This window comes from Bacillus sp. ISL-77 (assembly GCF_018613105.1).
On record NZ_JAGGQY010000071.1, the window covers coordinates 1 to 24,040 of the forward strand.

Below are 24,040 nucleotides of genomic sequence, written 5' to 3' on the forward strand. Positions count from 1 at the left end.
ATAGGTCTAAATTTTGCTCTTACGAGCAAAAATCCAATAAAAAGGCATCGAATGGGCTCATTCGAATGCCTTTTGTCTACAATCTGAAATCCTAAAGTTAGGATTTTTCTTACAGGGTGAAAATTTTATTTTGGTAATACATTCATACTTTCAATATGATTTTTTGCTTCCGCATCACCAAGTTTATGCAACATCCCATACACTTGCTGAATCGTACTGTCATAGGCGTCGTTTTCACGATCATAATGGTATTCTAGATATGGTACATGGGCTCTAACAAAGTTTTTCCACTCGGTTGAATAGTTTTGGTCAAAAAGCTCGCGCAGCTGGGTTATTTCTTCATTATCCGCCTGAATTTTATAGCTCCAGTTTGAACTGGTTGAACTTTGGGAAATTTCACCGCTTCCAACATCTATATAATAGGTCTTCTTTTGCTGATCCATTATGTCATCCCCTTTTACTCATTAGTAATTTGCAAATAGAAAAAATTTATTCTTTGTCAAATTTCGATTATTTTTTTAGAAATGAATACGCTATAATAAACATACAATCGAAGAAACAGATTTTTCTGTTAATTTACAAACGGTTAAGTTAGAATTATTTTATGTTTATAAGGGAAAAGAATAACTAGGAGGTGTATCGAAATGAAATTAGTTGATGAGTTGTACGAAATGTACCGAAACAAGCTAACCGGTGATGAAGAGGATATCGACATGCTGGCATTTGCCTTTTTAGAAGAGATGTCACATGAGGATCTACTTGCTTTAATCCAAGAAATGGATAAGCAGGAATTATACAATTTAATGGGTATTTATTTAATTGAAAGTTTGAAAGGTAAATTTGCCCAAGAAGAGTACGGACAACATCGCACAAATACTTATCATCCTCGAAATATTCATTGATTGTACATAAAAACATAAGGAAGGAAGCTCAAACAGCGGGCTTCCCTTTTTCTTTTCAAGGCTGTGTTGAAGGTCATTGTTGATTTTAAAGCCTGCGTTGATTGGAGCGAAGCGACGAGGAGGCTCCCCGGCACGCCCGCGGAAAGCGAAGCGCCTGGAGCGGAAATCAACAGCCAAGTTTAACAAAGCTTTTCTCAAAAAAGCATCCATTCATGCTACAATTAAGAAAAAAGGAGGCTTTCACACGAATGTATGTAGTAGCTGTTATTAGTATTATTATTGTTATCGTTGTCCTGCTTCTAGCCGTGGGCACCACTTCTAAAGCCTACACGTATAAACATACTGTGGACCCAATAGAAAATAATCCATATCTTGACCAAGAGAAGGACCAAGAACATAATCAGGATCAAAATAAAGCTTAAAAAAATTCCTATTCAAGTAGAATAGGAATTTTTATTATTTGTCTAGCTTCAGCTTTTCTAATTAAGCAAAAACCTGTTTAAGTTCTTCCTTGCTTTGTTCAAGCCAGAAGCGCATTAAACGTTTAGCGCCTTCCAAATCATGCAGTTTTGCTTGGCCGCATTGTCGTTCATTTGCAGCAGGAATTTCGACGATTTCAACTGCAGCCTTCATTGTATCTTCAAGAAGATCAATGATTTCCTCCACAGTCGGCTCGCCGCTGACAACAAGGTAATAGCCCGTTTGGCAGCCCATTGGTGAAATATCGATAATATCAAAGTGATCATACTTCTCGGAGTGCTCACGAAGATTAAAAGCAAGCAAGTGCTCTAGTGTATGAATGACATCAGGTTTCATCGCCTGTTTATTGGGCTGGCAAAAGCGAATATCATATTTATTAACAACACCGTCACTTCCAACTTTGTGGACCCCGCAATGTCTCACATAAGGGGCTTTAACAGCGTTATGATCTAAATCAAAGCTTTCAACTGAAGGCATCGATATCACTCCTTTTTTTATCTACCATTTATCATACAATAAATTCCGAGTTTTTTCATCCACTTACATACAATTAACAATTTAGACGATATTATTTATTTATGGTATCTTGTAGTTAATTGTAGTTAAGGAGAGATTGACATGTTAAAAAAAGCCTTCCTAGCGATTATACGTTTTTATCAAATTGTTATCTCACCTATAAAACCGCCGACCTGCCGTTTTTATCCTACTTGTTCCCATTATGGTCTGGAAGCGATTGGGCGGTTTGGTGCTTTAAAAGGCGGCTGGCTCACTATCAAAAGGATATCAAAATGTCATCCCTTTCATCCTGGTGGCTTGGATCCTGTTCCTGAAAAAGAGAAGCTTTAATTCTTATTGCCATCAACAATTAAATCAAGCTTTCCTGTCTTTGGGTCGATGACCAATCCATGAACAGGAACACCCTTTGGCATTAATGGATGATTTTTTATGATATCTACACTATGCTCAACACTCTCGGTCACATTATCAAATCCATGAAGCCATTTTTTAATGTTGATGCCAGAATATGAAAGTGTGTCAATCGTTTCTTCTGATATTCCACGCTCCATCATACTCTCGATCACTGGTTCAGCTTTAAGACCGCTCATGCCGCAATCATAATGGGCAATAACTAAAACCTCTTGAGCCTTCAATTGATAAACAGCAATCAGTATACTTCTCATCACACTTCCAAAAGGGTGTGACACTAGGGCCCCTGCGTCTTTTATAATCTTTGCATCACCATTTCCCAAATTCAATGCTTTCGGCAATAATTCCAATAGTCTGGTATCCATACATGTAAGAATCACCATGCGTTTATTAGGGAATTTAGTTGTTTCATACTTTTCATATTCGTGGTTCTCCACAAATTTTTCATTATAGTTTAACAGCTCATTCAATAATGTAGGGTTACTCATGATAACCATCCTTTCTATTGTTTCTTTCTAAGCATACCTAATTTTTAATGATGAAACCAAATTTTATACTTGCTTTTGATGAATTTTTTTTGTAAGATACAAATGGAAATCGGAATCGTTCCGTATTATACATTCGTAATCATTCAGAATTAAAAAAAAATTTCGATAATAAATCGTAATTAATCCGATTTAATAATATAGTGAGGGAGTCTTTATGAAAAAAATCATCCTTTTCCTTTCTTTTCTGTTACCATTAAGTCTTCTGTTGTCCGCGTGTTCAAATGGTAAAGACCATGTACAAAAAAAGAAGGACCAGTTAACTATTTATACAACAGTATTCCCACTTCAATATTTTACTGCACAAATTGGTGGAAAATATGTAAATGTAAAAACGATCTATCCACCTGGGGCAGATGAACACACATTTGAACCATCCCAAAAGGATATGATGAATTTAGCCGATTCCGACTTATTTTTCTACATTGGACTTGGACTTGAAGGATTTGTGGAAAAAGCAAAGGGAACATTGAAAAATGAACATGTAACATTAGTCCCAACGGCTGAGGAACTAAAACTCCCAAAAAGCGACGATTCACATGAAGAAGAACATGACCATAGCAATTCGGATGTCAACCCACATGTATGGCTTGACCCCATTTATTCTAAGGAAATGGCTGCTGTTATCCGTGATTCTTTAATTAAACAAATGCCGCAGCACAAAGAACTATTCAATAAGAATTTTAAACAGCTTGCCCAAAAGTTAGATGAACTAAATACTAAATATAAGCAGACACTTACAAATGCGAAGCATAAAAAGATTATCGTTACACATGCAGCGTTTAGTTATTGGGAAAAACGTTATGGGATTGAACAAATCAGCATATCAGGTCTTTCGACTGCTAATGAGCCCACCCAGAAGGAATTAGAAAAAATTATTTCTGTAGCTGAACACGATGGTTTACACTATATGCTTTTCGAACAAAATGTCCAATCAAAACTTGGAAAAATTGTTCAAAAAGAAATTGGGGCAAAAGCATTACACATTCATAATCTTGCTGTTTTGTCTAACGACAACATCAAAAACAAAGAAACCTATTTTTCATTAATGAATAAAAATCTTGAATCATTAGAAATAGCCTTAAATAACTAAATTTGAAGATGAAATGAACCAGGCCGCTTTTAAACCTGGTTCATTTTTTTATAGAACAAATGTTTCTTTTAATAGCAAGGTTTCCTGTAATCTTTTTTCGTTTATTTCAAATCCAATCCCAGGACCGGATGGGACTTTGACAAAACCATTTTTAACATTTACTTCTGGGGTAATAATATCTTCCTCCCAAAAGCGATTAGAAGCAGAGATATCTCCTGGGATCGAAAATCCTGGTAATGAGGCGAGTGCAATATTATGGGCCCGAGAAACCCCAAACTCGATCATACCCCCACACCAAACCGGTATGCCCTTTTCGAAGCAATAGTCATGAATTCGTTTCGCTTCATACAAGCCCCCTACCCTGCCCACTTTAATATTAATTACCTGACAACTTCCGAACTCGATGGCTTTTCGAGCATCATCATAGCTGACAATGCTTTCGTCCAAACAAATAGGTGTTTTAATTTCTTTTTGAAGCAAGGCGTGTTCAAGAATATCATCATAGCCCAGCGGCTGCTCGATCATCAGCAACTTAAAGTCATCAAGAGCTTTTATTCGTTCGATATCCTTAATCGTATAGGCAGAATTCGCATCTGCCATGATTGGCAGATCAGGATAAAAACGGCGAATTTCAGAAAGAAAAGCATAATCCTGCTGTGGATTTATTTTAACTTTAATCCTTTGATAACCGTCCTCAAGATATTGCTCAATTTGCTGGAGTGCATTTTTAGTGGAATCTGTGGCGACTACAACCCCTGACGCAATCAAAGACCGTGTTCCCCCAAGGAGTTTTGATAGTGGCAGCGAATGACTCTTCGCAAATAAATCCCATACAGCTGTTTCTAAGGCAGCCTTAGCCATATTGTTCCTTCTTACCGAGCCAAACAGCTGAGAGACCTCCTCAGGATGGTTAAAAGGTGTTTTTTGAAGGAGTGGAATCAAAAAATCAGTTAACATATGTAAACTTGTTTTAACCGTTTCTTCTGTGTACCACGGAGTAGAAAAGGCAACGCCCTCTCCAAACCCTGATACACCATCGGAATTGGTTATCTTAATGATTATTCCCTCACGGTTCTTCACAGCCCCTAAATGGGTCAGAAACGGGTCATTTAAGGGCATTTGAATGACATTTAACTCTACTGCTGCTATCTTCATTACCGAATCTCCTCTTTCACCCACTCCCGGAGCTCTCGGCGGAGTATTTTTTTCGATGCGTTTCTAGGCAGTTCCTTAGTAAAATAAAATGCTTTAGGGACTTTATATTTGGCTAAACGCTCCTTACAAAATTGCTCAAGTGCTCCAACCGAAGGATTTGTTTCTTCTCTTTTTACAATATAAGCAATCGGCACTTGTCCCCACTCAGCATCCTCTAAACTTGTCACACCAGCCTCTGAAACATCCGGATGGGCTAACAAAACTGCCTCAATTTCTGCAGGGTAAATATTCTCTCCCCCTGAAATAATTAAGTCAGAACGCCGATCGAGTACATATAAGAAGCCTTCATCATCTAAGTAGCCCACATCTCCCGTGTGGAACCAGCCATTAATAAACTTTTCTTCTGTTACTTCAGGAAGGAATAAATACCCTGGGGTAACATTGGGTCCTTTTATGACAATTTCACCTGGCATACCTGAGGGAGCCAGACCACCATCTTCTGCAACTATTTGAAGCTGCGAGGTGAACAATGGCTTTCCTGCCGAGCCTAGCTTCGTCAGACTATATTCTGGAGCAAGCGTCACGATTTGCGAGGAGGATTCGGTCATTCCATAGGTTTGGAATACAGGTATTTCTTTTTCTATACACGCTTGGAGTAATGGTAATGGTGCAGGTCCTCCTCCAAGAAGCATACAGCGAAAATGATTAGGCAGGCGCCTCTCTCGAAGAGCATCAACTATTCGTCTCAGGGAAGTACCAACCACTGACATGATGGTCACTTTTTTATCATGAATATCATGAATGGTTTCTTCAACATCAAAGTGCTCGTGAAGAACGATCGGCATTCCATATATGACACTGCGCATTAAAATTGAAAAGCCGCTAATATGAAAAAGCGGAACGTTACAAAGCCAGGAATCCCCTTCAATAAATCCTAAATTTAAGGCTGAACCAACGGAACTCCACCAGTGATTTCCATAGGTTTGGATTACCCCCTTGGGATTTCCAGTGGTTCCGGATGTATACATGATCGTACAAATTTCTGATAAGCTGATTTCTTCCTGAATAATGGGCGCGTTTTGACTGCCGAAAAATATCTCGGCCTTTGTCAGCGTACAAATTGATGGAATTTGATTATTTATGAAGGCTTTTTTTTCAGAAAAAGTATCTTCAATGATTAAAGAGACGGCCTTTGGATCAATTAGCTGCCATACTAGTTCCGACGGAGAAAGGCGGTTGTTCAAAATTACAGCCCTAACTCCTAACAGTTGAAGGGCAAATAATATTACAACCGTATCTAGGTTGCTATTTAATAACACACCAACATATTGGTTTTTACGCATTCCTAACCCTTGTAACTGTCCTGCAACTTGATAAGAACGTTGGTAGAGTTCGCCGAAGGTTATGGTTTGTTCCTGAAAATACACCGCTGTTCGTTCAGGGGTTAGAAACGCTCTTTTCTTCAAAAAATTAGGCATCATTTCGCTTTGCATAATTGTCACCTTTCCTAATCTGCCTTGCTTTTTCCCAGATTTTCTATTAAAAACAGCCTGATGGAAACCATCAAGCTGCTGGTAAAAACTATCAAGGAAAACGAGGGAATTTACCAAAATCAGGCTTACGCTTTTCTTTAAATGAATCACGGCCTTCTTTGGCTTCATCGGTTGTATAATAAAGCAGGGTTGCGTCGCCAGCAAATTGTTGAAGACCAGCTAATCCGTCTGTATCAGCATTCATGGCTGCTTTCAAGAAACGAAGGGCAGTTGGACTTTTCTCAAGTATTTCACTACACCATTGAATCGTTTCTTCCTCTACTCTTTCAAGCGGAACAACCGTATTCACTAAGCCCATATCAAGTGCCTCTTGGGCATTGTATTGACGACATAGGAACCAGATTTCTCGAGCTTTTTTATGTCCAACAATTCTAGCTAGGTAGCCTGAGCCGTATCCAGCATCAAAGCTTCCAACATTCGGTCCAGTTTGTCCGAAAATAGCATTATCAGCTGCAATCGTTAAGTCACACACAATGTGCAGCACATGACCACCACCGATGGCATATCCTTTTACCATTGCAATAACAGGTTTTGGAATAACTCGAATAAGGCGCTGAAGGTCAAGAACATTTAGACGAGGAATTTGATCCTCTCCAACATATCCCCCATGGCCACGAACTTTTTGGTCACCACCTGAACAAAATGCCTTATCTCCTGCTCCAGTTAAAATAATAACTCCTACACTAGAATCATCTCGTGCGAAGGCAAAAGCATCAATTAATTCCGAAACAGTTCTCGGTGTAAATGCATTATGTACATGTGGACGATTAATGGTGATTTTCGCAATACCATTGTATGTTTCATATAGAATTTCCTCATATTTGCGTCCTGCAATCCATTCTACTGTCAAAATGATATCCTCCCTTATTTATTCTTTTGACAAAAAGTCACTTACTATTGTACCAAACTTTTCTGGTTCTTCCACATGAATTGCATGGCCACTATCTTCAATAACCACCCAAGAGCTATTTTTTAGCTCTTTCATCATTTTATCTGCAATATCACAGAACTTTTTATCTTCTTCACCCGTTAAGAGCAGAACCTCGCAAGTTAGTTCGTTTAATTTCCCCCACCAGTTAGGCTGAGATCCGGTTCCCATCCCAAGCAGGCTGTTCGCGAGCCCAGTAGGCGAATTGTTTAAACGCTGTTCTCTTATGACCTGCTTTTGCGCTGAAGGCAGTCGTTTCATCGTTTGAAAAAGGGGGATCCCTTCCCAATAATCTACAAACGAGCTTATCCCCTGTTCTTTAATAAATTTAGCAAGTTCCGCATCTTTCATACGGCGAAGTTGACTTTCATTTTCTGTTTCCAGACCTGGTGAGGCACTTTCAAGTATTAATTTTCGGACCCGCTCAGGAAAAAGCAGGGCAAAAGTAAGGGCAAGTCTTCCACCCATTGAGTAACCAAGTAGATCTACTTGCTTAACATCTAAATGTTCAAGGATCGTTTTTAAATCCTTCGCAACTGACTCTATTTGATATCGACTAAGTACATCGGGTGATTCCGTTTTTCCATGTCCAATGATGTCAGGATTAATTAGATTCATTTGCTTCCCCCAAGCATCATAGAAAGGAGTCCATGTCGAGCTGTCCCCGGTAAATCCATGTAAAAGAACAAGCGGGATAGATCCTTCCCCGTAAACTTCGACATGATATTGAATCCCGTCGCTAACAATCTTCATTTACTGTTCACCTTTGACAAAGTTCGATATTTCCCGGGAAACAAAGCTCCAAAATCCGCGGTGTTCGTCACGGTTAACGTCTCTGTTTGTTCTAAGTTCATATACTTTTAACCCCGTTTGATTCGTAGCCTTCATCATTTCTGACCCTAAATGGTCCCAATCTTCAATCTTCGTAAATTCACCCTTAAACATCTTAACCGCATGCTCAAATTCTAGATCTAGTGGAGTTCCAAACAGCAGTTCAAAATTCTTAGAATGCTCCGATTGAGGAAGGAAGGAAAAAATTCCGCCTCCATTATTGTTGATAACAATAATATTAATATCGATATTGTACAACTTTGCTGCAATCAGACCATTTAAGTCGTGGAAAAAAGTTAAATCGCCAAGGACAAGGTATAAGGATTTTGAGTATAAAGCTGCACCTAAAGCGGTCGAAACAGTACCATCGATCCCATTGGCTCCCCTGTTCGCCATTACTTTGATTGCTTTATTATTGTTAATAAAAAAACTATCCAAGTCGCGAATTGGCATACTATTGCCAACAAAAAGGGTCGCACCCTCTGGCACCATATCGGCTATTTGATAAAATAGTTTGCCTTCACTTAATTCTGTTATATCTCTTAGAGCATTCATATTTTCTTTGGTTAGCCCGTTTACCTTTTTCCATTTCTTTAAAAATTGGGATGAGGGGTTCTCATTCGTATATGACAATAGCTTCTTGCAGAATACCAATTCATCACAAAAGATCATACTGGTTGACAAGGATGAAGGATCACGCCAGCCTCCGCCGCCATCAATTACAAATTGTTCAGCATCTCCATTTTCTTTTAAGAAGATCGTTAATGCTTTTGATATTGGCATCGCACCAAATCGAAGAACAACTTCTGGTTTAAGGAAGGTTTTTGCATCTTCATTCCTTAGGAAGGTATCATAAGTTTCAATGATATTTTTAAGGCTATGTTGCCCACTTCTTAATTGTGATAAGGGGTCTGCAATGATTGGAAAATTTAATTTCTCAGCTAATTGCGTAACCGAGTTAGGAAATTCAGCATCTCCCATGTTTCCACAAATAATAACACCTTTATTTGTCTTATTAAGCCTTTCAGCTATTTCCTGAAAATGTTCATCTGAAAGGGTTAAGTCCCCGTTTTGAACTTTTATATACCCATTTGGTCGTTCATTAAGCTGGAAGAGCTCATCATCCATCTTTGGAATTAGCGGCTCTCTGAAAGGAAAATTCATATGTACAGGACCAGAAGGGGCACTAGTGGCAATCGCAACTGCCCGGGCACAAACGGTCCTGGCATAGCGAATGATTTCATCACTTTTTTCAGGCAATGCCATTTCGGAGAACCATTTCACATGCTTCCCATATAAATGAATTTGGTCGATTGCCTGTGGGGCACCAACCTCTCTCAGTTCATGCGGTCGATCCGCTGTAAGTACAATCAATGGTACCCGAGCATAACGCGCTTCAACAATCGCAGGAAAATAGTTTGCTGCGGCTGTACCTGAAGTACAAAGTATGGCAACTGGCTTATTTAACGACTTTGCTATTCCCAACGCAAAGAAAGCCGCTGACCGTTCATCTACATGGATATGGACTTTCAGGTCAGGATGTTCTGCCATGATCATCGCCATTGGAGTTGACCTTGAACCAGGACTAACCACTACATCCGTAACTCCCGAAAAAATAAGTTCAGCAACTACGGCGGCTATATAGGCTGTTAATGATTCTTGATGATTCATATTAATTTCCTCCAAGGGCTCGGAGCATTGGTTTAAATTTCAAGCTCGTCTCCAAATATTCACTTTCTGAGTCAGAATCTGCTACTACTCCACAACCTGCAAACAACGATACTTCATCCCCCTGGATCAGTCCAGATCGAATCGAAACAGCAAATTCGCCATTTCTTCTGTAGTCCACCCACCCTAAAGGGGCAGCATAGAATCCACGGTCCAGTTCCTCTACTTGTCTAATCTTTACAACTGCTTCATCCTTAGGCAGTCCGCCGAGTGCTGGTGTTGGGTGAAGTCGTTCGACTAATAACAACAAGGAAGCATCATTATGGCATTTTCCAATAACAGGGGTGTAAAGGTGCTGAATATCCCGTATCTTCATCAACTGCGGCTTGTCAGGCAAAATAATTTCTTCACATGATTCTTCAAGTGCTTCCTTAATCATTTCTACCACGAAACCATGCTCAATCAGATTTTTTTGATCATTTAATAACATATGACCTAATTTCAGGTCTTCTTGTTCAGTTTTTCCCCGTGAAATAGAACCGGCAAGGCAGGTAGAATAAACCTCATTTCCATGTTTTTTCACTAGTCTTTCTGGAGATGCCCCAATAAAACAATCACCATTCGATTCAAATGCGAAAATAAAGCTTTCATGCTGCTGCAGATATAAATTATTCAATACATCCTCTGCCTCTACATGATCGTCAAATACAAGCCGCAATTCTCGGGCTAGAACGACCTTCTTAAGCGGGCCTTCTGTTAATTCCTTCACAACTCCATCAACAGTTTTTTTCCACTCCTCTGGTTCAATCTCTCGCGTTTCTAGAAGTGACGCTGTACTCATCCGTTCATTCTGATGGAGCGAATTTAATAGCTGATTTCTCTCTTTGCTCACTTTCTTAAATATATAAGGATCCTCATGTGGAGTACAAACTGTATTCGTGGTTAAATACGTTTGACCGCGAATGAGGCTCAATAGAAATTTGGGTATGTGGAACAATGAATCAGCGTACTTGGACCAGAGGTCTGTTTTATCCTTGTAGGGGTCAAAAGAGAAGCCCCCGAACATGACGGGCCCTAAACCAACTTCTGTATATGGATTAAAAATGAGGCAGTCCTCTAAAAATTTTTCCCATTCCTTTTCAACATGAAAAAAGCGGTCAGAAGCCTGATCCGTCTGAATTTGTTTCGAAATCCCAAGTCCAATTAGCACCGTCTCGTCCGTTGGGTCCTTCCAGAAAAATCGTTCCCCGCGATAATGTTTTTTTCCTATATTAAAAAATGATAGTGGGTTAATCGTGTCCATTTTATGAACTTCACTAATTAAAATGGGCCGGCCAAGTTCTTTTGCCCGATTAACAGCCAAAAGACCTCGTTCCATTATTTCCAATTCTTGAATGGTAATCAAACAAATCCCTCCAAAACAGCCGAAATGACTGTTATCCATTCATATTAATGCAAATTTTAACATACTACTCTCATTGTAAAGAAGTCAGTAATACTTGTCACTAGCAAACCTGCATCATTCCGTATTATATCTTAAGTTTTCATCTTACTGATAAAAAAAGCCTTCTCATTTGATTAGTTTCATTTTCCCACCAACCATCCAATAATAATCAATAAGGTATAATCTTCTAGATTTGATAAGAAAAATTAATTGACACTATTCCTTGAATTTCATACACTTAGTTTTGGGCAAAGCCCATTAAATAATCGATTCTAAACCTTTAAATAGAGAGAAAAAAACTAAAAAGGGAGAGATACTATGCAACCAAATATACAGCAAAGCTCGAAACCTGTAGTTGAATCAAACCGCGGCTTTCAAGTTTGGTGGCAAATGACCCGCCCACATACATTAACCGCTGCATTCGTGCCAGTTCTGCTTGGTACGGCATTAGCCCTTAAGTATGGGAAAATCCATTTTGGTCTATTTTTTGCCATGCTTTTAGCGAGTTTATTGATTCAAGCTGCAACCAATATGTTTAATGAATATTTCGATTTCAAACGCGGTCTGGATACTGCCCAATCCGTTGGGATTGGCGGTACGATTGTACGTGACGGAATCAAACCCAAAACAGTCCTAAATCTTGCGTTTGGATTTTATGGAATTGCTCTATTATTAGGGATCTATATTTGCGCTAATAGCAGCTGGTGGTTAGCCGTTGTAGGCCTAATTTGTATGGCTGTGGGATATTTTTATACTGGAGGTCCTTTCCCAATCGCCTATACACCATTTGGTGAAATTCTTTCAGGTTTCTTTATGGGGATGCTGATTATTTTAATCGCCTTCTTTATTCAAACGGGAACAGTCAGCAGCACAAGTATTCTCGTTTCAGTTCCAAGTATGATATTGGTTGGTATGATTATGTTATCGAATAACATCCGTGATTTGGATGGCGACAAAGAAAACGGCCGTAAAACAGTTGCCATTCTATTAGGTAAGAAAGGTGCTATTTACTTATTAACAGGGATGTTCACTTTTTCATTTCTTTGGGTTTTGGGACTCATCATTATTGGTGTTTTACCAATTTGGACAGCACTTGTAATTCTTAGCGCCCCAAAGGCTATTAAAGCAATCAAAGGATTTATAGAAAATACCCTGCCGATTCAAATGGCACCAGCGATGAAAGCGACAGCACAAACCAATACGATATTTGGGTTTTTATTAGCAATCGGAATCTTTGCTGGACACTTCTTATAAAAAAAAGCTTCTGCCGCAACTGGCAGAAGCTTTTTTTTATTGTAATGGCTTAATTCCCCATATGTCGTCTGCGTATTCCTGAATCGTACGATCACTTGAAAAATAACCAGCCTGGGCGATATTATTTAGACTCATTTGCTGCCAACGTAATCGGTCAATAAACGCTTCTCCAATGGAACGTTGTGTTTCTGCATAGGAAGCAAAATCCTTTAAGACAAAATATTGATCATTTTCCTGAAGGAGTGAATCGAATATTGGTTCAAATTCATTATAAACACCAGGGAAAAAGCCATTCACAAGCTGGTCAACGGCTTGACGAATTCGATAATCGTGGTGGTAATATTCATCGGATTGATATCCGCCATGTTGATAGTAGTGAAGAACTTCATCTGCAGTTAGTCCAAACGTGAATATATTGGAATTACCGACTAATTCACGAATTTCTATATTGGCACCATCCAAGGTTCCCACCGTCAATGCCCCATTGATCATAAACTTCATATTACCTGTTCCAGAAGCTTCCTTACTAGCCGTGGAGATTTGTTCACTGACATCTGCTGCAGGAAAGATCTTCTCCGCAAGAGAAACGCGATAATTTTCAAGAAAAATCACTTTGATTTTGTCGTTGATAGATGGATCATTGTTGACTTTTTCAGCAACTGTATTTATTAACTTAATGATTTTCTTCGCATAATAATATCCTGGCGATGCTTTCGCTCCAAAAATAAACACCCTTGGAACAACCTTGAAGCTTGAATCTTCTTTGATCCGATTATAGAGATGCATAATATGTAAGACATTTAAAAGCTGCCGTTTATAAGCATGGAGCCGCTTCACTTGTACATCAAAGATTGAACCAGTATCAACGGCAGTTCCCGTCTTATCGAAAATAATCTTGGCAAGTGTTTGTTTATTTTCATTCTTAATTTTTAACAATTGATCTAAAAACGAAGTGTCGTTTTGATAATTAAGTAACTGGGAAAGCTCGGTAGCTTTATAGGTCCATTCAGACCCAATCGTATCTGTAATCAATGAAGATAGTTTTGGATTCGCTTTTAACAGCCAGCGGCGGTAGGCAATTCCGTTCGTTTTATTGTTAAATTTATCAGGAAACAATTGATAAAATTGATTCATCTCGCGTTTCTTTAATATTTCAGTATGCAGTTTCGCCACACCATTCACACTAAAGCTTCCGACGATAGCCAAATGAGCCATTTTTACATAATTATCGGCAAGGATGGCTAGTCCCTTAATCCGCTCCCAATCACCTGGTGTTTGCTCCCAAAGTTCCTGGCAAAATCGTTCATTGATTTCTTCTACAATCATAAATATTCTTGGAAGCAACGGTTGAAAAATATGTATTGGCCATTTCTCTAACGCTTCTGACAAGGTGGTATGATTGGTGTAAGAAATAGTATGTTTTGTAATGTGCCATGCCTGCTCCCAATCAAATCCTTCGTCATCAATTAGGATTCTCATTAACTCGGGAATGGCCAGGACAGGGTGTGTATCATTAATGTGAATACAGATATGTTCATGGAGTTGTTTTAAGCTGCTGTGTTGTTTCCGATAGGTCTTTAAAATAGATTGTATACTAGCGGATACCAAAAAGTATTGCTGTTTCAATCTTAAAACCTTTCCTTCATCATGTGTATCATCAGGATATAAAAACTCAGAAATCATTTCCGTTTCCCGTTTATATTTTAAAATATCCTCGTGTAAGGGAAATTGGGAAGGCTCTGCATTCCAAAGTCTTAGTGTATTGATGGTTTTTGACTGATAGCCGATGACCGGCATATCGTGAGGCACTGCGGTGACCGTTTCAGCTTGTAGATGATGAAACACAAGTCGCCCATTTTCCATCTTCGTTTCCACCTTACCCCAAAATGGGATTTTGATGGAACTATCGGTTTTACGGATTTCCCAAACATTTCCGTTCCTTAGCCATTGTTCCGGCAATTCTACTTGATAGCCATCAACAATTTTTTGTTCAAATAAGCCATGTTTGTAACGAATGCCATGACCATGACCCGGCAGATTAAGTGAAGCAAGTGAGTCTAGAAAACAGGCAGCTAATCTTCCTAAGCCGCCGTTTCCTAAGCCTGCATCTGCCTCATATTCCTCTAATTCTCCTAGATCGATTCCTAATTCCTCTAGGCCTGCTTGCACCGTCTCTTCCACACCCAGGTTAATTAGATTTTGTCGTAGTAATTTCCCCAAAAGATATTCAATAGAGAGGTAATAAACCTGCTTTCCCTTTGCCGCCAAATGACGCTCGTTTGTAGTAATCCAAGCATTACTTACAAATTCGCTAATCATTGTTCCAAGGGTTTGATAGTGATCCCTGGCTGAGCTTTCAGGGAAACTCTTCCCACATACCATCTCAATCCTTTTTAGAAAAGTTTCCTTAAACTCGACCGTATTAGAAAACATGTGTTTCACTCCTTGCAACGATCTCTGCATATAACTGGTTATAGCTATATGCTGACTGTGCCCAGCTATAATCCATTTCCATTGCTTGCTTTACAATTGATTTCCACGATTTTGAATCGTGATAAACGCCTAGTGCTCTTTTAATTGTATAGAGCATATCATGGGCATTAAAATTTGCAAAAGAAAATCCATTTCCTTTTCCAGTAAATTCGTTCCAAGGTTTTATGGTATCATTTAAGCCGCCAGTTTCCCTAACGATCGGGATCGCACCATATTTCATTGCAATCAACTGTCCAAGCCCGCATGGTTCGAATTGGGATGGCATCAAAAACAAATCTGCAGCGGCATAAAGTTTATGGGCAAGCCCTTCATTAAAACCAGTATGAACCCTTAATTTTTCAGGATAAATACGTGCGGCCTGTCTTAAATGTTCTTCGTATTCATAATCACCTGTTCCAAGGATAATGACCTGCAGATCCTCCTGCAATATTTCACGAAGGACACATTTAACTAAATCAAGTCCTTTTTGCCTTGTCAGCCTTGTAATCATGACTAATAAAGGTGTACGCGCAGATTGTGGTAATCCAAAATGTTTTTGAATCTCACTTTTGTTGATTGATTTTTTTTGATGATTATCAGCCGTATATGTTTGATATATTAATGGGTCGGAAACAGGATTATAGAAATCTTCATCAATCCCATTTAAAATCCCAATTAAGTCATCTTTTCTTTCTCTTAAGAGACCGTCTAACTTTTCACCAAATACAGGTGTTTGAATTTCTTCTTTATAGGTCGGGCTAACTGTCGTAATTTTGTCTGCAGCTACAAGAGCGCCCTTCATATAATTGATATTTCCGAAAAACTCTAAGTGACCAGTGTGAAAGGAATTGTAATCCATTCCTAACAAGTCCCCCAAGACCTCTTTTGGAAAGATCCCTTGGAATTGAAGATTATGAATCGTAAAAACAGTACGCAATAAGCCGTAACCTTTTCTTTTATAATATTCCGTTCGTAACAGAAAAGGAATCATCGCCGTGTGCCAGTCATGGCAATGTAACACATCTGGAAAAAAGTTTAGCTCGGCAAGTGTGTCTAAGACAGCCCTATTAAAATAAGCAAATCTTTCCCCATCATCAAAATATCCATATAAATTTTCTCGTTTAAAGTAGTATTCATTATCGACGAAATAAAATGTAACTCCCTGGTGTGTGAGCTCTTCAATTCCGCAATACTGATTTCTCCAGCCAACAGAAACAGTAAATTCTTTAACCTTTTTCATCTCACTCTTAAATTCTTCTGAAATTGTTCCGTATTTAGGTAGAATAACTCTGACATCAGTTCCCAAACTCTTTAATTCTTTTGGAAGGGAACCAGCAACATCGGCAAGTCCTCCCGATTTTGCAAATGGTCCACATTCCGAAACGGCAAATAGTACTTTCACGAGTTCATCAACGCTCCTTGTTTTGTCCCTTTACGAACCACAAATGGTGACCCCGCTGTTCCAGTTAAGTGAGTTCCTGCTTCAACTTTCACATCTTTATCTAAAATAACGGAATCTAGATAACAATTATCTTCGATCTGGCACTTTTGCATAATGATACAGTTCTTAATAACTGCACCTTTTCCAATCTTTACACCGCGGGATATAATACTATTTTCTACTGAACCGCTAATTAAACATCCATTGGCAATCATTGCATTTTTTACAACAGACCCTTTAATATATTTCGTTGGCGGCTCATCCTTTACCTTAGTGAAAATCGGCTGTTCTTTAATAAAAAGTTTTTTCCAAACATCCGACTTTAGCAAATTCATACTAGTAGAAAAATAGTTTTCGATCGAATCTATCATCACGGAATAACCGTCATATTCATAGTTACAAATCGAGTAAAGATTTTCAATATCATTTACAACATCCTTCATACAGGTATACCCTGTTTCATTACGCGTTTCAATCAGCTTAATAAGTAGGGATGTTTTGATTAAGTACATCTCCATCGAAGCTCCATCCTTCTGATGGATTTCGGTAATGTCACATCTTGAATTGCTGTGCCAATCTAAGATTGGTCTAAAGTTCATATTAAAAACCGTATAGCAATTTGAAATAATCGAATACTCTTGCGTGCTGCGATAAAAGAAGTCTAAATTTGCTGCAAAATTCTCAAACGAACCAATTGTATTTCCATCATAATCAACTATTGGAGATGGGAAAAAGAAAAGGCCATCCCGTTTTCGATTCAAATCCCAGTTTTTCCCTGAACCTAGATGATCCATTAGTGAACGGTACTGCATTTTTGGAAATATTGCCACACTTCGAATACCTGAATTCACCATATTCGATAGCACAAAATCAATAATACGATATCTTCCTGCAAAAGGCAGGGCAGCAAGTGCGCGATGTGTTAATAAATCTTCCAAATCTTCATGGTATGTGGTGGCATCAATGACTCCTAGTAGCTTTTTTTCCAATCCAAGTCCCTCCTGTATTATATTAAAAAGCAGGGTATAACCCGCTTAACATTTCATTAGTAACTAGAATAATCTCTTCATCGAACGAGCGGATAACAGTCCCATCAGGTACATTCACGTCAGAAGGTACAATGGCTCTTTCAATCAAACAATTATTACCAATGATCGCATCCGGCATAATGACCGACTCTAAAATAGTTGATCCTTTTCCAACAGTAACCCCTTGAAAAAGAACAGATTTCACTACTTCCCCTTCTATTGTACATCCCTCATTAATAAGTGACTCTTTAACCACCGCACTCGGCGAAATATATTGTGGCGGCTGATTCGGGTTAACTGAATAAATCCTCCATCCGTGGTCAAACAAATCTAAGTCACATTCTTCTCTTAGTAGATCCATATTAGCTTCCCAGAGGCTTTGGACCGTACCGACGTCTTTCCAATAGCCTTTAAATGGATAAGCAAACAATTTTTTATTTTCCTCTAAAAGCATCGGAATCACATCTTTACCAAAATCATGACTCGATTCAGGAACACGGTCATCCATTTCTAAATATTCTTTAAGTATATTCCAGTTAAAAATATAAATGCCCATCGAAGCAAGATTATTTTTTGGATTCGCTGGTTTTTCGTCAAAATCGACAATTCTTAGTTCTTCGTCTGTATCCATGATTCCAAAACGACTGGCTTCATTCCAAGGAACTTCTATTAAAGAAATAGTTACGTCAGCCCTTTTTTCAATATGATATTCAAGCATACTCTCATAGTTCATTTTGTAAATATGGTCACCTGATAGGATTAGCACATATTCAGGCTGGTATTGTTTAAGGTAATTAAGGTTTTGATAAATCGCACTTGCAGTGCCTGTATACCATTTTACTTCGGAAGATTCAGCATACGGTGGTAATACAGTTACCCCGCCATCCTTTCGGTCAAGATCCCATGCGCTTCCAATCCCAATATAGGAATTTAATAACAATGGTTGGTATTGTGTTAATACCCCAACCGTATCGATGCCAGAATTGGCGCAATTGCTCAATGCAAAATCAATAATTCGATATTTACCTCCAAAAGGAACAGCTGGTTTCGCTAGATCCTTTGTCAGCGAATTAAGCCTACTTCCTTTCCCTCCTGCTAATAACATGGCTACGCACTTCTTCTTTGCCATTTCCTTTTCGCTCCTTCCTCTTTTTAACTGGTCTGATGATTTGAAATCCAAATGGGGGAATTGCTAGATTTAATGAAAATGGCTGGCCATGGAATGGTTCTTCTTCTGCTATAATAGTCTTTTTATTAACCAATCCAGCTCCACCGTATTCTATATGATCACTATTGAAAATTTCTCGATACTCACCGGATTTAGGAACACCAATTTTATACATTGGGTAATTGACACCAGTAAAATTGCAAATAACCACTAATGTTTCTTCAGACTTTTTCCCTTTTCTCATAAAAGAGAAAACAGATTGGTGGCTATTATTGGCATCAATCCATTCGAATCCGTCCTGTAAATGATCGAGTTCATAAAGTGCCTTTGAACGTTTATAGAATTTAGTTAAAAACTTTACGTAGGCATTTAATTTTTGATGCATCTCATAGTCCATTAAGTTCCAATCGAGCTGTTCTTTATCTTTCCATTCAGAAAACTGGCCCAGTTCAAAACCCATAAATAAAAGTTTTTTTCCAGGATGAGCAAACATATACCCTAGCAAAAGTCTAAGTTGTGCAAATTTCTCCCAATAATCGCCTGGCATCTTATCGAGTAGTGATTTTTTTCCATGTACCACTTCATCGTGAGAAAATGGCAGCATAAAGTTTTCTAAAAAGGCATATAAAAATGAAAACGTTACATTAGAATGAACATGTGAGCGCGAGTAAGGTGGAGTTTCCATATATTCAAGCATGTCATTCATCCAGCCCATATTCCATTTATAATCAAAGCCAAGCCCACCGTATGTAACTGGTGTTGTGACATTAGGAAATTCTGTTGAATCCTCACCAATCATTAAAAAGTGTGGATCATACTCATGAACATGTTGGTTTAGTTTTTTCAAAAAGTTAATTCCAAATGGGTTTTCACGCTTTTCATTTGAGCCATTCGGCCAGTAAATGATATTAGCTACTGCGTCCATTCGGAAACCATCAATATGGAAATAGTCAATCCAAAACTGGGCATTTGAGATTAGAAAACTTTGTACCTCTCCTTTTCCAAGGTCAAAGTTGGCCGTTCCCCAAACAGCATTCTCTCTGTCGCTAGCTGTGCTATAGGAATAAATGTGAGTCCCATCAAAACGGTAAAGGCCATGAGCGTCCTTGCAAAAATGACCAGGCACCCAATCAAGAATAACCCCAATACCATTTTGATGAATCAGATCAACAAATTCTCTAAATTCATCTGGTGTCCCATACCTGGATGTAACAGAAAAGTAACCTGTTCCTTGATAACCCCATGAGGCATCGAGAGGGTGTTCGACTAGAGGTAGTAACTCTATATGTGTAAATCCGTGCTCAATTACATATGGAATAAGTTCCAATGCCAATTCTTTATAACTTAGATATTCGCCGTCTTCCTTCTTTTTCCATGAACCCAAATGCAATTCATAAATTACCACTGGCTCAGAAAGGAGGTTCTTTTTTCCTCTTCGATTCATCCAATGAGTGTCTTGCCACTCATAATGGTTTAACGAATAAACAATAGAAGCTGTATTCGGTCTTATTTCAGAATAAAAAGCAAATGGATCTGATTTTAGCAGCCTCTCACCTGAATGTGTGATAATTTCATACTTATAAAGCTTCCCTGTTAGATCCCTATTAACAATCAGAATCCAAACTCCCTCATCATTAACCTTTTGCAATTCATACCCTTCACCATTCCAGTTATTAAAATCCCCCGCAAGCCTAACCTGCATTGCATTAGGGGCCCATACGCAAAATCGTGTATAAACCTTATCGGAATTCTTAAAGATATGAGCGCCAAAAAGCTGATGACTTTGGAAAAAATTTCCCTCGTGAAATAAATGTAACTGATAGTCAGTAGGAAAAAACGTATTCACTGTCATGGCTCTCCTCATTCCCAATGAAAATATGTATTTCAAAGACCAATTATAATGGCTATTAATCAATATTCCTCATAAAACTTTTTTATCTTTTCTGACAATAGCTGAGGCAATATGCCATAAAAACCTAAGGTGCGACAAATATCGACACTATACACCAATTTTTCTATCAGTAATCGCCAAAAATATATAAATTTTTTTTAGTTTTTTTATGATTTTCATTCAAAAAATGTTATTTGATTAATAGTTCAAGATTAGGGGAAATTGTTGTGAATGTAAGCGCTATCAAGGCTTTCACTAAGGAAAGGAGGACGCTAAAAGTTATATCAATATAACGATTCCTGTATAAAAGGCGTCCACGTTTGGTTCTAGAATTTGGACATTCAAGCGGATTTATAGGTTTAGACATCTCATGGAAAAAGCGGAGAGTTTCTGTAAAATGGAGCCAAAGGGACTTATTGGCGTCATTAGTTCGATAAAAAGTCTAGAAAACGAACCCAATAGGGCCTATTGGCGTCATTAGTTCAATAAAAAGTCTAGAAACCAAATCCAATAGGGCCTATTGACGTCATTAGCTCGATAAAAAGTCTAGAAACCGAATCTAATAGGGCCTATTGGCGTCAATAGTTCGGATAAAAAGTCTATAAATTGTATCCAATAGCTCTTTGAAATCATAAACGTAATCTATATCTTTCTTTCTTTAATAGATCAAAAAAAAAAAACTGATAACATGTTGTTATCAGTTTTTTTTATGACCCCTACGGGACTCGAACCCGTGTTACCTCCGTGAAAGGGAGGTGTCTTAACCGCTTGACCAAGGGGCCTTAAAATATGGCGGAGAAGGAGGGATTTGAACCCTCGCGCCGGTCACCCGACCTACACCCTTAGCAGGGGCGCCTCTTCAGCCACTTGAGTACTTCCCCGTTTGGCTCCGCAGGTAGGACTCGAACCTACGACCGATCGGTTAACAGCCGATAGCTCTACCACTGAGCTACTGCGGAATAATTAAAGTTGCTACTATGAAAAGATATATGGTGGGCCTAAATGGACTCGAACCATCGACCTCACGCTTATCAGGCGTGCGCTCTAACCAGCTGAGCTATAGGCCCATAAATTGGAGCGGGTGAAGAGAATCGAACTCTCATCATCAGCTTGGAAGGCTGAGGTTTTACCACTAAACTACACCCGCATATAATAAATTTATTATGGGGCGACTGATGGGAATCGAACCCACGAATGCCTGAACCACAATCAGGTGCGTTAACCACTTCGCCACAATCGCCACAATAAAAACTATATTTAATTAAAATGGTGGCTCAGGACGGAATCGAACCGCCGACACAAGGATTTTCAGTCCTTTGCTCTACCGACTGAGCTACTGAGCCAACATATGGCGGTCTGGACGGGACTCGAACCCGCGACCTCCTGCGTGACAGGCAGGCATTCTAACCAACTGAACTACCAGACCAATTGCGGGGACAGGATTTGAACCTGCGACCTTCGGGTTATGAGCCCGACGAGCTACCAGACTGCTCCACCCCGCGACAATAAAAATATAACATTTTGCTCATGCGCTTAGTTGCATGGACTGTATCAATCTCAGTAAGCATATGCAAGCAGCAACTCGATTGATACAACTCGCAGATTATTCATTGAAGCAATGCTCGTTGCTCCACCCCGCGACAATAAAATTATAAAAGCAAATGGAGGAGGAAGAGGGATTCGAACCCCCGCGCGGTATGACCCGCCTGTCGGTTTTCAAGACCGATCCCTTCAGCCAAACTTGGGTATTCCTCCGTGTTCATTATGAAACTAATGGTGGACCTTGTAGGACTCGAACCTACGACCGGACGGTTATGAGCCGTCTGCTCTAACCAGCTGAGCTAAAGGTCCAAGTTTAAGTTTATTTACTTTGATGATTAAAATCTGTCTGTCCCCATCTCAGAAAGCTTATTCAAGCAGCAGCTCGATGGGTACAACTCGAAGAAATTTCATAGAAGCTTTGCTCGTTGCTCTAACCAGCAGAGCTAAAGGTCCTCTATATTTGGTAGCGGCGGAGGGGATCGAACCCCCGACCTTACGGGTATGAACCGTACGCTCTAGCCAGCTGAGCTACACCGCCAAATATACAATTTAATTATGGTGGAGCCTAGCGGGATCGAACCGCTGACCTCCTGCGTGCAAAGCAGGCGCTCTCCCAGCTGAGCTAAGGCCCCATAAAGTTATAAGAAGAATGGTCGGGAAGACAGGATTCGAACCTGCGACCCCTTGGTCCCAAACCAAGTGCTCTACCAAGCTGAGCTACTTCCCGTTAAAGTGCGCCCTGAGAGATTCGAACTCCCGACCTTTTGATTCGTAGTCAAACACTCTATCCAGCTGAGCTAAGGGCGCATATGAATTTAATTAACTTAAATGGTGCCGAGGACCGGAATCGAACCGGTACGGTAGTCACCTACCGCAGGATTTTAAGTCCTGTGCGTCTGCCAGTTCCGCCACCCCGGCTAAAACAATTGGAGCGGAAGACGGGATTCGAACCCGCGACCCCCACCTTGGCAAGGTGATGTTCTACCACTGAACTACTTCCGCATATGAAAATTAAATGGTGCGGGTGAAGGGAGTCGAACCCCCACGCCTTGCGGCGCCAGATCCTAAGTCTGGTGCGTCTGCCAATTCCGCCACACCCGCATATTCATTTAAAATGGTGAGCCATGAAGGACTCGAACCTTCGACCCTCTGATTAAAAGTCAGATGCTCTACCAACTGAGCTAATGGCTCATACAAAGGTGCCGGCGAGAGGACTTGAACCCCCAACCTACTGATTACAAGTCAGTTGCTCTACCAATTGAGCTACCCCGGCGTAAAGTATGAAAGGTAAATATGGTGGAGGATGACGGGCTCGAACCGCCGACCCTCTGCTTGTAAGGCAGATGCTCTCCCAGCTGAGCTAATCCTCCATATTTACAGCCTGGCAACGTCCTACTCTCACAGGGACGCGTGTCCCAACTACCATCGGCGCTGAGAAGCTTAACTTCCGTGTTCGGTATGGGAACGGGTGTGACCTTCTCGCCATTATTGCCAGACCATTTATTCGACACTATTTTATTATAATGTCTTTTTCATATTTTTCAAGAGGAAAATTTTTTTTTTTCATTCCCTCAAAACTAGATAATGCAGAAGAAGTTTGTAAAAACGAGTATGCCTTAAAAATTGGTTAAGTCCTCGAACGATTAGTATCAGTCAGCTCCACATGTTACCACGCTTCCACCTCTGACCTATCAACCTGATCATCTTTCAGGGTTCTT

19 protein-coding genes, 21 tRNA genes and 2 rRNA genes are annotated in these 24,040 nt (G+C 39.5%); 5 read left to right on the forward strand and 37 right to left on the reverse strand.

The window, feature by feature from the left end; all coding sequences use genetic code 11:
• Nucleotides 1-125: 125 nt before the first annotated feature.
• Entirely contained in the window at nt 126-443 is a 318-nt protein-coding gene (locus J7E77_RS25195) for a hydrolase (RefSeq protein WP_214717683.1), read from the reverse strand.
• Between the two features lie 201 nt (nt 444-644).
• On the opposite strand from J7E77_RS25195, the gene J7E77_RS25200 reads away from it, so the two are divergent.
• Complete coding sequence (locus J7E77_RS25200; protein WP_066258317.1) at nt 645-902, forward strand: DUF6154 family protein; 258 nt, start codon at nt 645-647, stop codon at nt 900-902.
• A gap of 248 nt (nt 903-1,150) precedes the next feature.
• Nucleotides 1,151-1,324 (forward strand): YtzI protein, encoded by a 174-nt coding sequence (gene ytzI, locus J7E77_RS25205; RefSeq protein WP_214717685.1) that lies wholly within the window; start codon nt 1,151-1,153, stop codon nt 1,322-1,324.
• Between the two features lie 61 nt (nt 1,325-1,385).
• On the opposite strand, the gene J7E77_RS25210 is transcribed toward ytzI, so the two are convergent.
• On the reverse strand, nt 1,386-1,859 hold the full coding sequence (locus tag J7E77_RS25210) for an S-ribosylhomocysteine lyase (protein WP_214717687.1): 474 nt from the start codon (nt 1,857-1,859) through the stop codon (nt 1,386-1,388).
• Nucleotides 1,860-2,000: 141 nt separating this feature from the next.
• On the opposite strand from J7E77_RS25210, the gene yidD reads away from it, so the two are divergent.
• Nucleotides 2,001-2,228, forward strand: coding sequence for a membrane protein insertion efficiency factor YidD (gene yidD, locus J7E77_RS25215; protein ID WP_214717689.1), 228 nt, complete (start codon nt 2,001-2,003; stop codon nt 2,226-2,228).
• On the opposite strand, the gene J7E77_RS25220 is transcribed toward yidD, so the two are convergent.
• Nucleotides 2,225-2,797 (reverse strand): beta-class carbonic anhydrase, encoded by a 573-nt coding sequence (locus tag J7E77_RS25220; protein WP_214717691.1) that lies wholly within the window; start codon nt 2,795-2,797, stop codon nt 2,225-2,227. The two genes, yidD and J7E77_RS25220, sit on opposite strands and share 4 nt — an antisense overlap.
• A gap of 214 nt (nt 2,798-3,011) precedes the next feature.
• Here J7E77_RS25220 and J7E77_RS25225 point away from each other — a divergent pair, with 214 nt between their 5' ends.
• The gene (locus J7E77_RS25225) at nt 3,012-3,947 is read left to right on the forward strand and encodes a metal ABC transporter solute-binding protein, Zn/Mn family (RefSeq protein ID WP_214717692.1); all 936 of its coding nucleotides are present in this window, start codon (nt 3,012-3,014) and stop codon (nt 3,945-3,947) included.
• A gap of 48 nt (nt 3,948-3,995) precedes the next feature.
• Here the strand turns inward: J7E77_RS25225 and menC are convergent, their stop codons facing one another.
• The 6 genes from menC to J7E77_RS25255 all read right to left on the reverse strand — a co-directional run bounded on the left by menC (nt 3,996) and on the right by J7E77_RS25255 (nt 11,487).
• The gene (gene menC / locus J7E77_RS25230; protein ID WP_214717693.1) at nt 3,996-5,102 is read right to left on the reverse strand and encodes an o-succinylbenzoate synthase; all 1,107 of its coding nucleotides are present in this window, start codon (nt 5,100-5,102) and stop codon (nt 3,996-3,998) included.
• Complete coding sequence (locus tag J7E77_RS25235; RefSeq protein ID WP_214717694.1) at nt 5,102-6,595, reverse strand: o-succinylbenzoate--CoA ligase; 1,494 nt, start codon at nt 6,593-6,595, stop codon at nt 5,102-5,104. The genes menC and J7E77_RS25235 overlap by 1 nt, the downstream gene beginning before the upstream one ends.
• A 91-nt stretch (nt 6,596-6,686) precedes the next feature.
• Nucleotides 6,687-7,505 carry a 1,4-dihydroxy-2-naphthoyl-CoA synthase gene (gene menB / locus J7E77_RS25240; RefSeq protein ID WP_088089340.1) on the reverse strand — a complete coding sequence of 273 codons (819 nt, stop codon included), beginning with the start codon at nt 7,503-7,505 and terminating at the stop codon, nt 6,687-6,689.
• An 18-nt stretch (nt 7,506-7,523) separates the two neighbouring features.
• The gene (gene menH / locus J7E77_RS25245; protein ID WP_214717695.1) at nt 7,524-8,336 is read right to left on the reverse strand and encodes a 2-succinyl-6-hydroxy-2,4-cyclohexadiene-1-carboxylate synthase; all 813 of its coding nucleotides are present in this window, start codon (nt 8,334-8,336) and stop codon (nt 7,524-7,526) included.
• Nucleotides 8,337-10,085, reverse strand: a complete 1,749-nt coding sequence (gene menD / locus J7E77_RS25250) for a 2-succinyl-5-enolpyruvyl-6-hydroxy-3-cyclohexene-1-carboxylic-acid synthase (RefSeq protein ID WP_214717696.1) — start codon at nt 10,083-10,085, stop codon at nt 8,337-8,339. It abuts the gene before it with no gap.
• 1 nt (nt 10,086) lies between these two features.
• Nucleotides 10,087-11,487: an isochorismate synthase gene (locus J7E77_RS25255; RefSeq protein WP_251028182.1), complete on the reverse strand. Its 1,401-nt coding sequence runs from the start codon at nt 11,485-11,487 to the stop codon at nt 10,087-10,089.
• 357 nt (nt 11,488-11,844) lie between these two features.
• Here J7E77_RS25255 and J7E77_RS25260 point away from each other — a divergent pair, with 357 nt between their 5' ends.
• The gene (locus tag J7E77_RS25260; RefSeq protein WP_214717699.1) at nt 11,845-12,780 is read left to right on the forward strand and encodes a 1,4-dihydroxy-2-naphthoate polyprenyltransferase; all 936 of its coding nucleotides are present in this window, start codon (nt 11,845-11,847) and stop codon (nt 12,778-12,780) included.
• A 36-nt stretch (nt 12,781-12,816) separates the two neighbouring features.
• On the opposite strand, the gene J7E77_RS25265 is transcribed toward J7E77_RS25260, so the two are convergent.
• From J7E77_RS25265 to J7E77_RS25400, 28 genes are all read right to left on the reverse strand, one after another.
• Entirely contained in the window at nt 12,817-15,213 is a 2,397-nt protein-coding gene (locus J7E77_RS25265) for a glycogen/starch/alpha-glucan phosphorylase (protein WP_214717701.1), read from the reverse strand.
• Nucleotides 15,203-16,654, reverse strand: a complete 1,452-nt coding sequence (gene glgA, locus J7E77_RS25270; protein ID WP_214717703.1) for a glycogen synthase GlgA — start codon at nt 16,652-16,654, stop codon at nt 15,203-15,205. Before glgA ends, J7E77_RS25265 begins: the two co-directional genes overlap by 11 nt.
• Nucleotides 16,651-17,682, reverse strand: a complete 1,032-nt coding sequence (locus J7E77_RS25275; protein ID WP_214717704.1) for a GlgC family sugar phosphate nucleotidyltransferase — start codon at nt 17,680-17,682, stop codon at nt 16,651-16,653. Before J7E77_RS25275 ends, glgA begins: the two co-directional genes overlap by 4 nt.
• Before the next feature lie 22 nt (nt 17,683-17,704).
• Nucleotides 17,705-18,850 carry a glucose-1-phosphate adenylyltransferase gene (locus tag J7E77_RS25280; RefSeq protein ID WP_214717705.1) on the reverse strand — a complete coding sequence of 382 codons (1,146 nt, stop codon included), beginning with the start codon at nt 18,848-18,850 and terminating at the stop codon, nt 17,705-17,707.
• Nucleotides 18,798-20,741 carry a 1,4-alpha-glucan branching protein GlgB gene (gene glgB / locus J7E77_RS25285; RefSeq protein WP_214717706.1) on the reverse strand — a complete coding sequence of 648 codons (1,944 nt, stop codon included), beginning with the start codon at nt 20,739-20,741 and terminating at the stop codon, nt 18,798-18,800. The genes J7E77_RS25280 and glgB overlap by 53 nt, the downstream gene beginning before the upstream one ends.
• Before the next feature lie 749 nt (nt 20,742-21,490).
• Nucleotides 21,491-21,562: transfer RNA gene (locus J7E77_RS25290), tRNA-Glu, on the reverse strand.
• An 8-nt stretch (nt 21,563-21,570) separates the two neighbouring features.
• Nucleotides 21,571-21,661 (reverse strand) — tRNA-Ser (locus J7E77_RS25295).
• Nucleotides 21,662-21,664: 3 nt separating this feature from the next.
• Nucleotides 21,665-21,739 (reverse strand) — tRNA-Asn (locus J7E77_RS25300).
• A 31-nt stretch (nt 21,740-21,770) separates the two neighbouring features.
• Nucleotides 21,771-21,847, reverse strand: a tRNA-Ile gene (locus tag J7E77_RS25305).
• 6 nt (nt 21,848-21,853) lie between these two features.
• Nucleotides 21,854-21,927: transfer RNA gene (locus tag J7E77_RS25310), tRNA-Gly, on the reverse strand.
• Between the two features lie 17 nt (nt 21,928-21,944).
• A tRNA-His gene (locus J7E77_RS25315) sits at nt 21,945-22,020 on the reverse strand.
• Nucleotides 22,021-22,047: 27 nt separating this feature from the next.
• Nucleotides 22,048-22,123 (reverse strand) — tRNA-Phe (locus tag J7E77_RS25320).
• A 6-nt stretch (nt 22,124-22,129) separates the two neighbouring features.
• Nucleotides 22,130-22,206, reverse strand: a tRNA-Asp gene (locus J7E77_RS25325).
• Between the two features lie 2 nt (nt 22,207-22,208).
• Nucleotides 22,209-22,282, reverse strand: a tRNA-Met gene (locus J7E77_RS25330).
• Between the two features lie 160 nt (nt 22,283-22,442).
• Nucleotides 22,443-22,535 (reverse strand) — tRNA-Ser (locus J7E77_RS25335).
• 19 nt (nt 22,536-22,554) lie between these two features.
• Nucleotides 22,555-22,631 (reverse strand) — tRNA-Ile (locus J7E77_RS25340).
• Nucleotides 22,632-22,783: 152 nt separating this feature from the next.
• A tRNA-Met gene (locus J7E77_RS25345) sits at nt 22,784-22,860 on the reverse strand.
• 18 nt (nt 22,861-22,878) lie between these two features.
• Nucleotides 22,879-22,954: transfer RNA gene (locus J7E77_RS25350), tRNA-Ala, on the reverse strand.
• Nucleotides 22,955-22,972: 18 nt separating this feature from the next.
• Nucleotides 22,973-23,049, reverse strand: a tRNA-Pro gene (locus J7E77_RS25355).
• 6 nt (nt 23,050-23,055) lie between these two features.
• A tRNA-Arg gene (locus tag J7E77_RS25360) sits at nt 23,056-23,129 on the reverse strand.
• A 22-nt stretch (nt 23,130-23,151) separates the two neighbouring features.
• A tRNA-Leu gene (locus tag J7E77_RS25365) sits at nt 23,152-23,240 on the reverse strand.
• A 9-nt stretch (nt 23,241-23,249) separates the two neighbouring features.
• Nucleotides 23,250-23,324: transfer RNA gene (locus tag J7E77_RS25370), tRNA-Gly, on the reverse strand.
• 14 nt (nt 23,325-23,338) lie between these two features.
• A tRNA-Leu gene (locus J7E77_RS25375) sits at nt 23,339-23,423 on the reverse strand.
• Nucleotides 23,424-23,437: 14 nt separating this feature from the next.
• Nucleotides 23,438-23,513: transfer RNA gene (locus J7E77_RS25380), tRNA-Lys, on the reverse strand.
• A 9-nt stretch (nt 23,514-23,522) separates the two neighbouring features.
• A tRNA-Thr gene (locus J7E77_RS25385) sits at nt 23,523-23,595 on the reverse strand.
• 21 nt (nt 23,596-23,616) lie between these two features.
• Nucleotides 23,617-23,692 (reverse strand) — tRNA-Val (locus tag J7E77_RS25390).
• Nucleotides 23,693-23,701: 9 nt separating this feature from the next.
• A 5S ribosomal RNA gene (gene rrf / locus J7E77_RS25395) occupies nt 23,702-23,818 on the reverse strand.
• A 127-nt stretch (nt 23,819-23,945) separates the two neighbouring features.
• Nucleotides 23,946-24,040 (reverse strand): 23S ribosomal RNA (locus J7E77_RS25400); the annotation flags it as partial.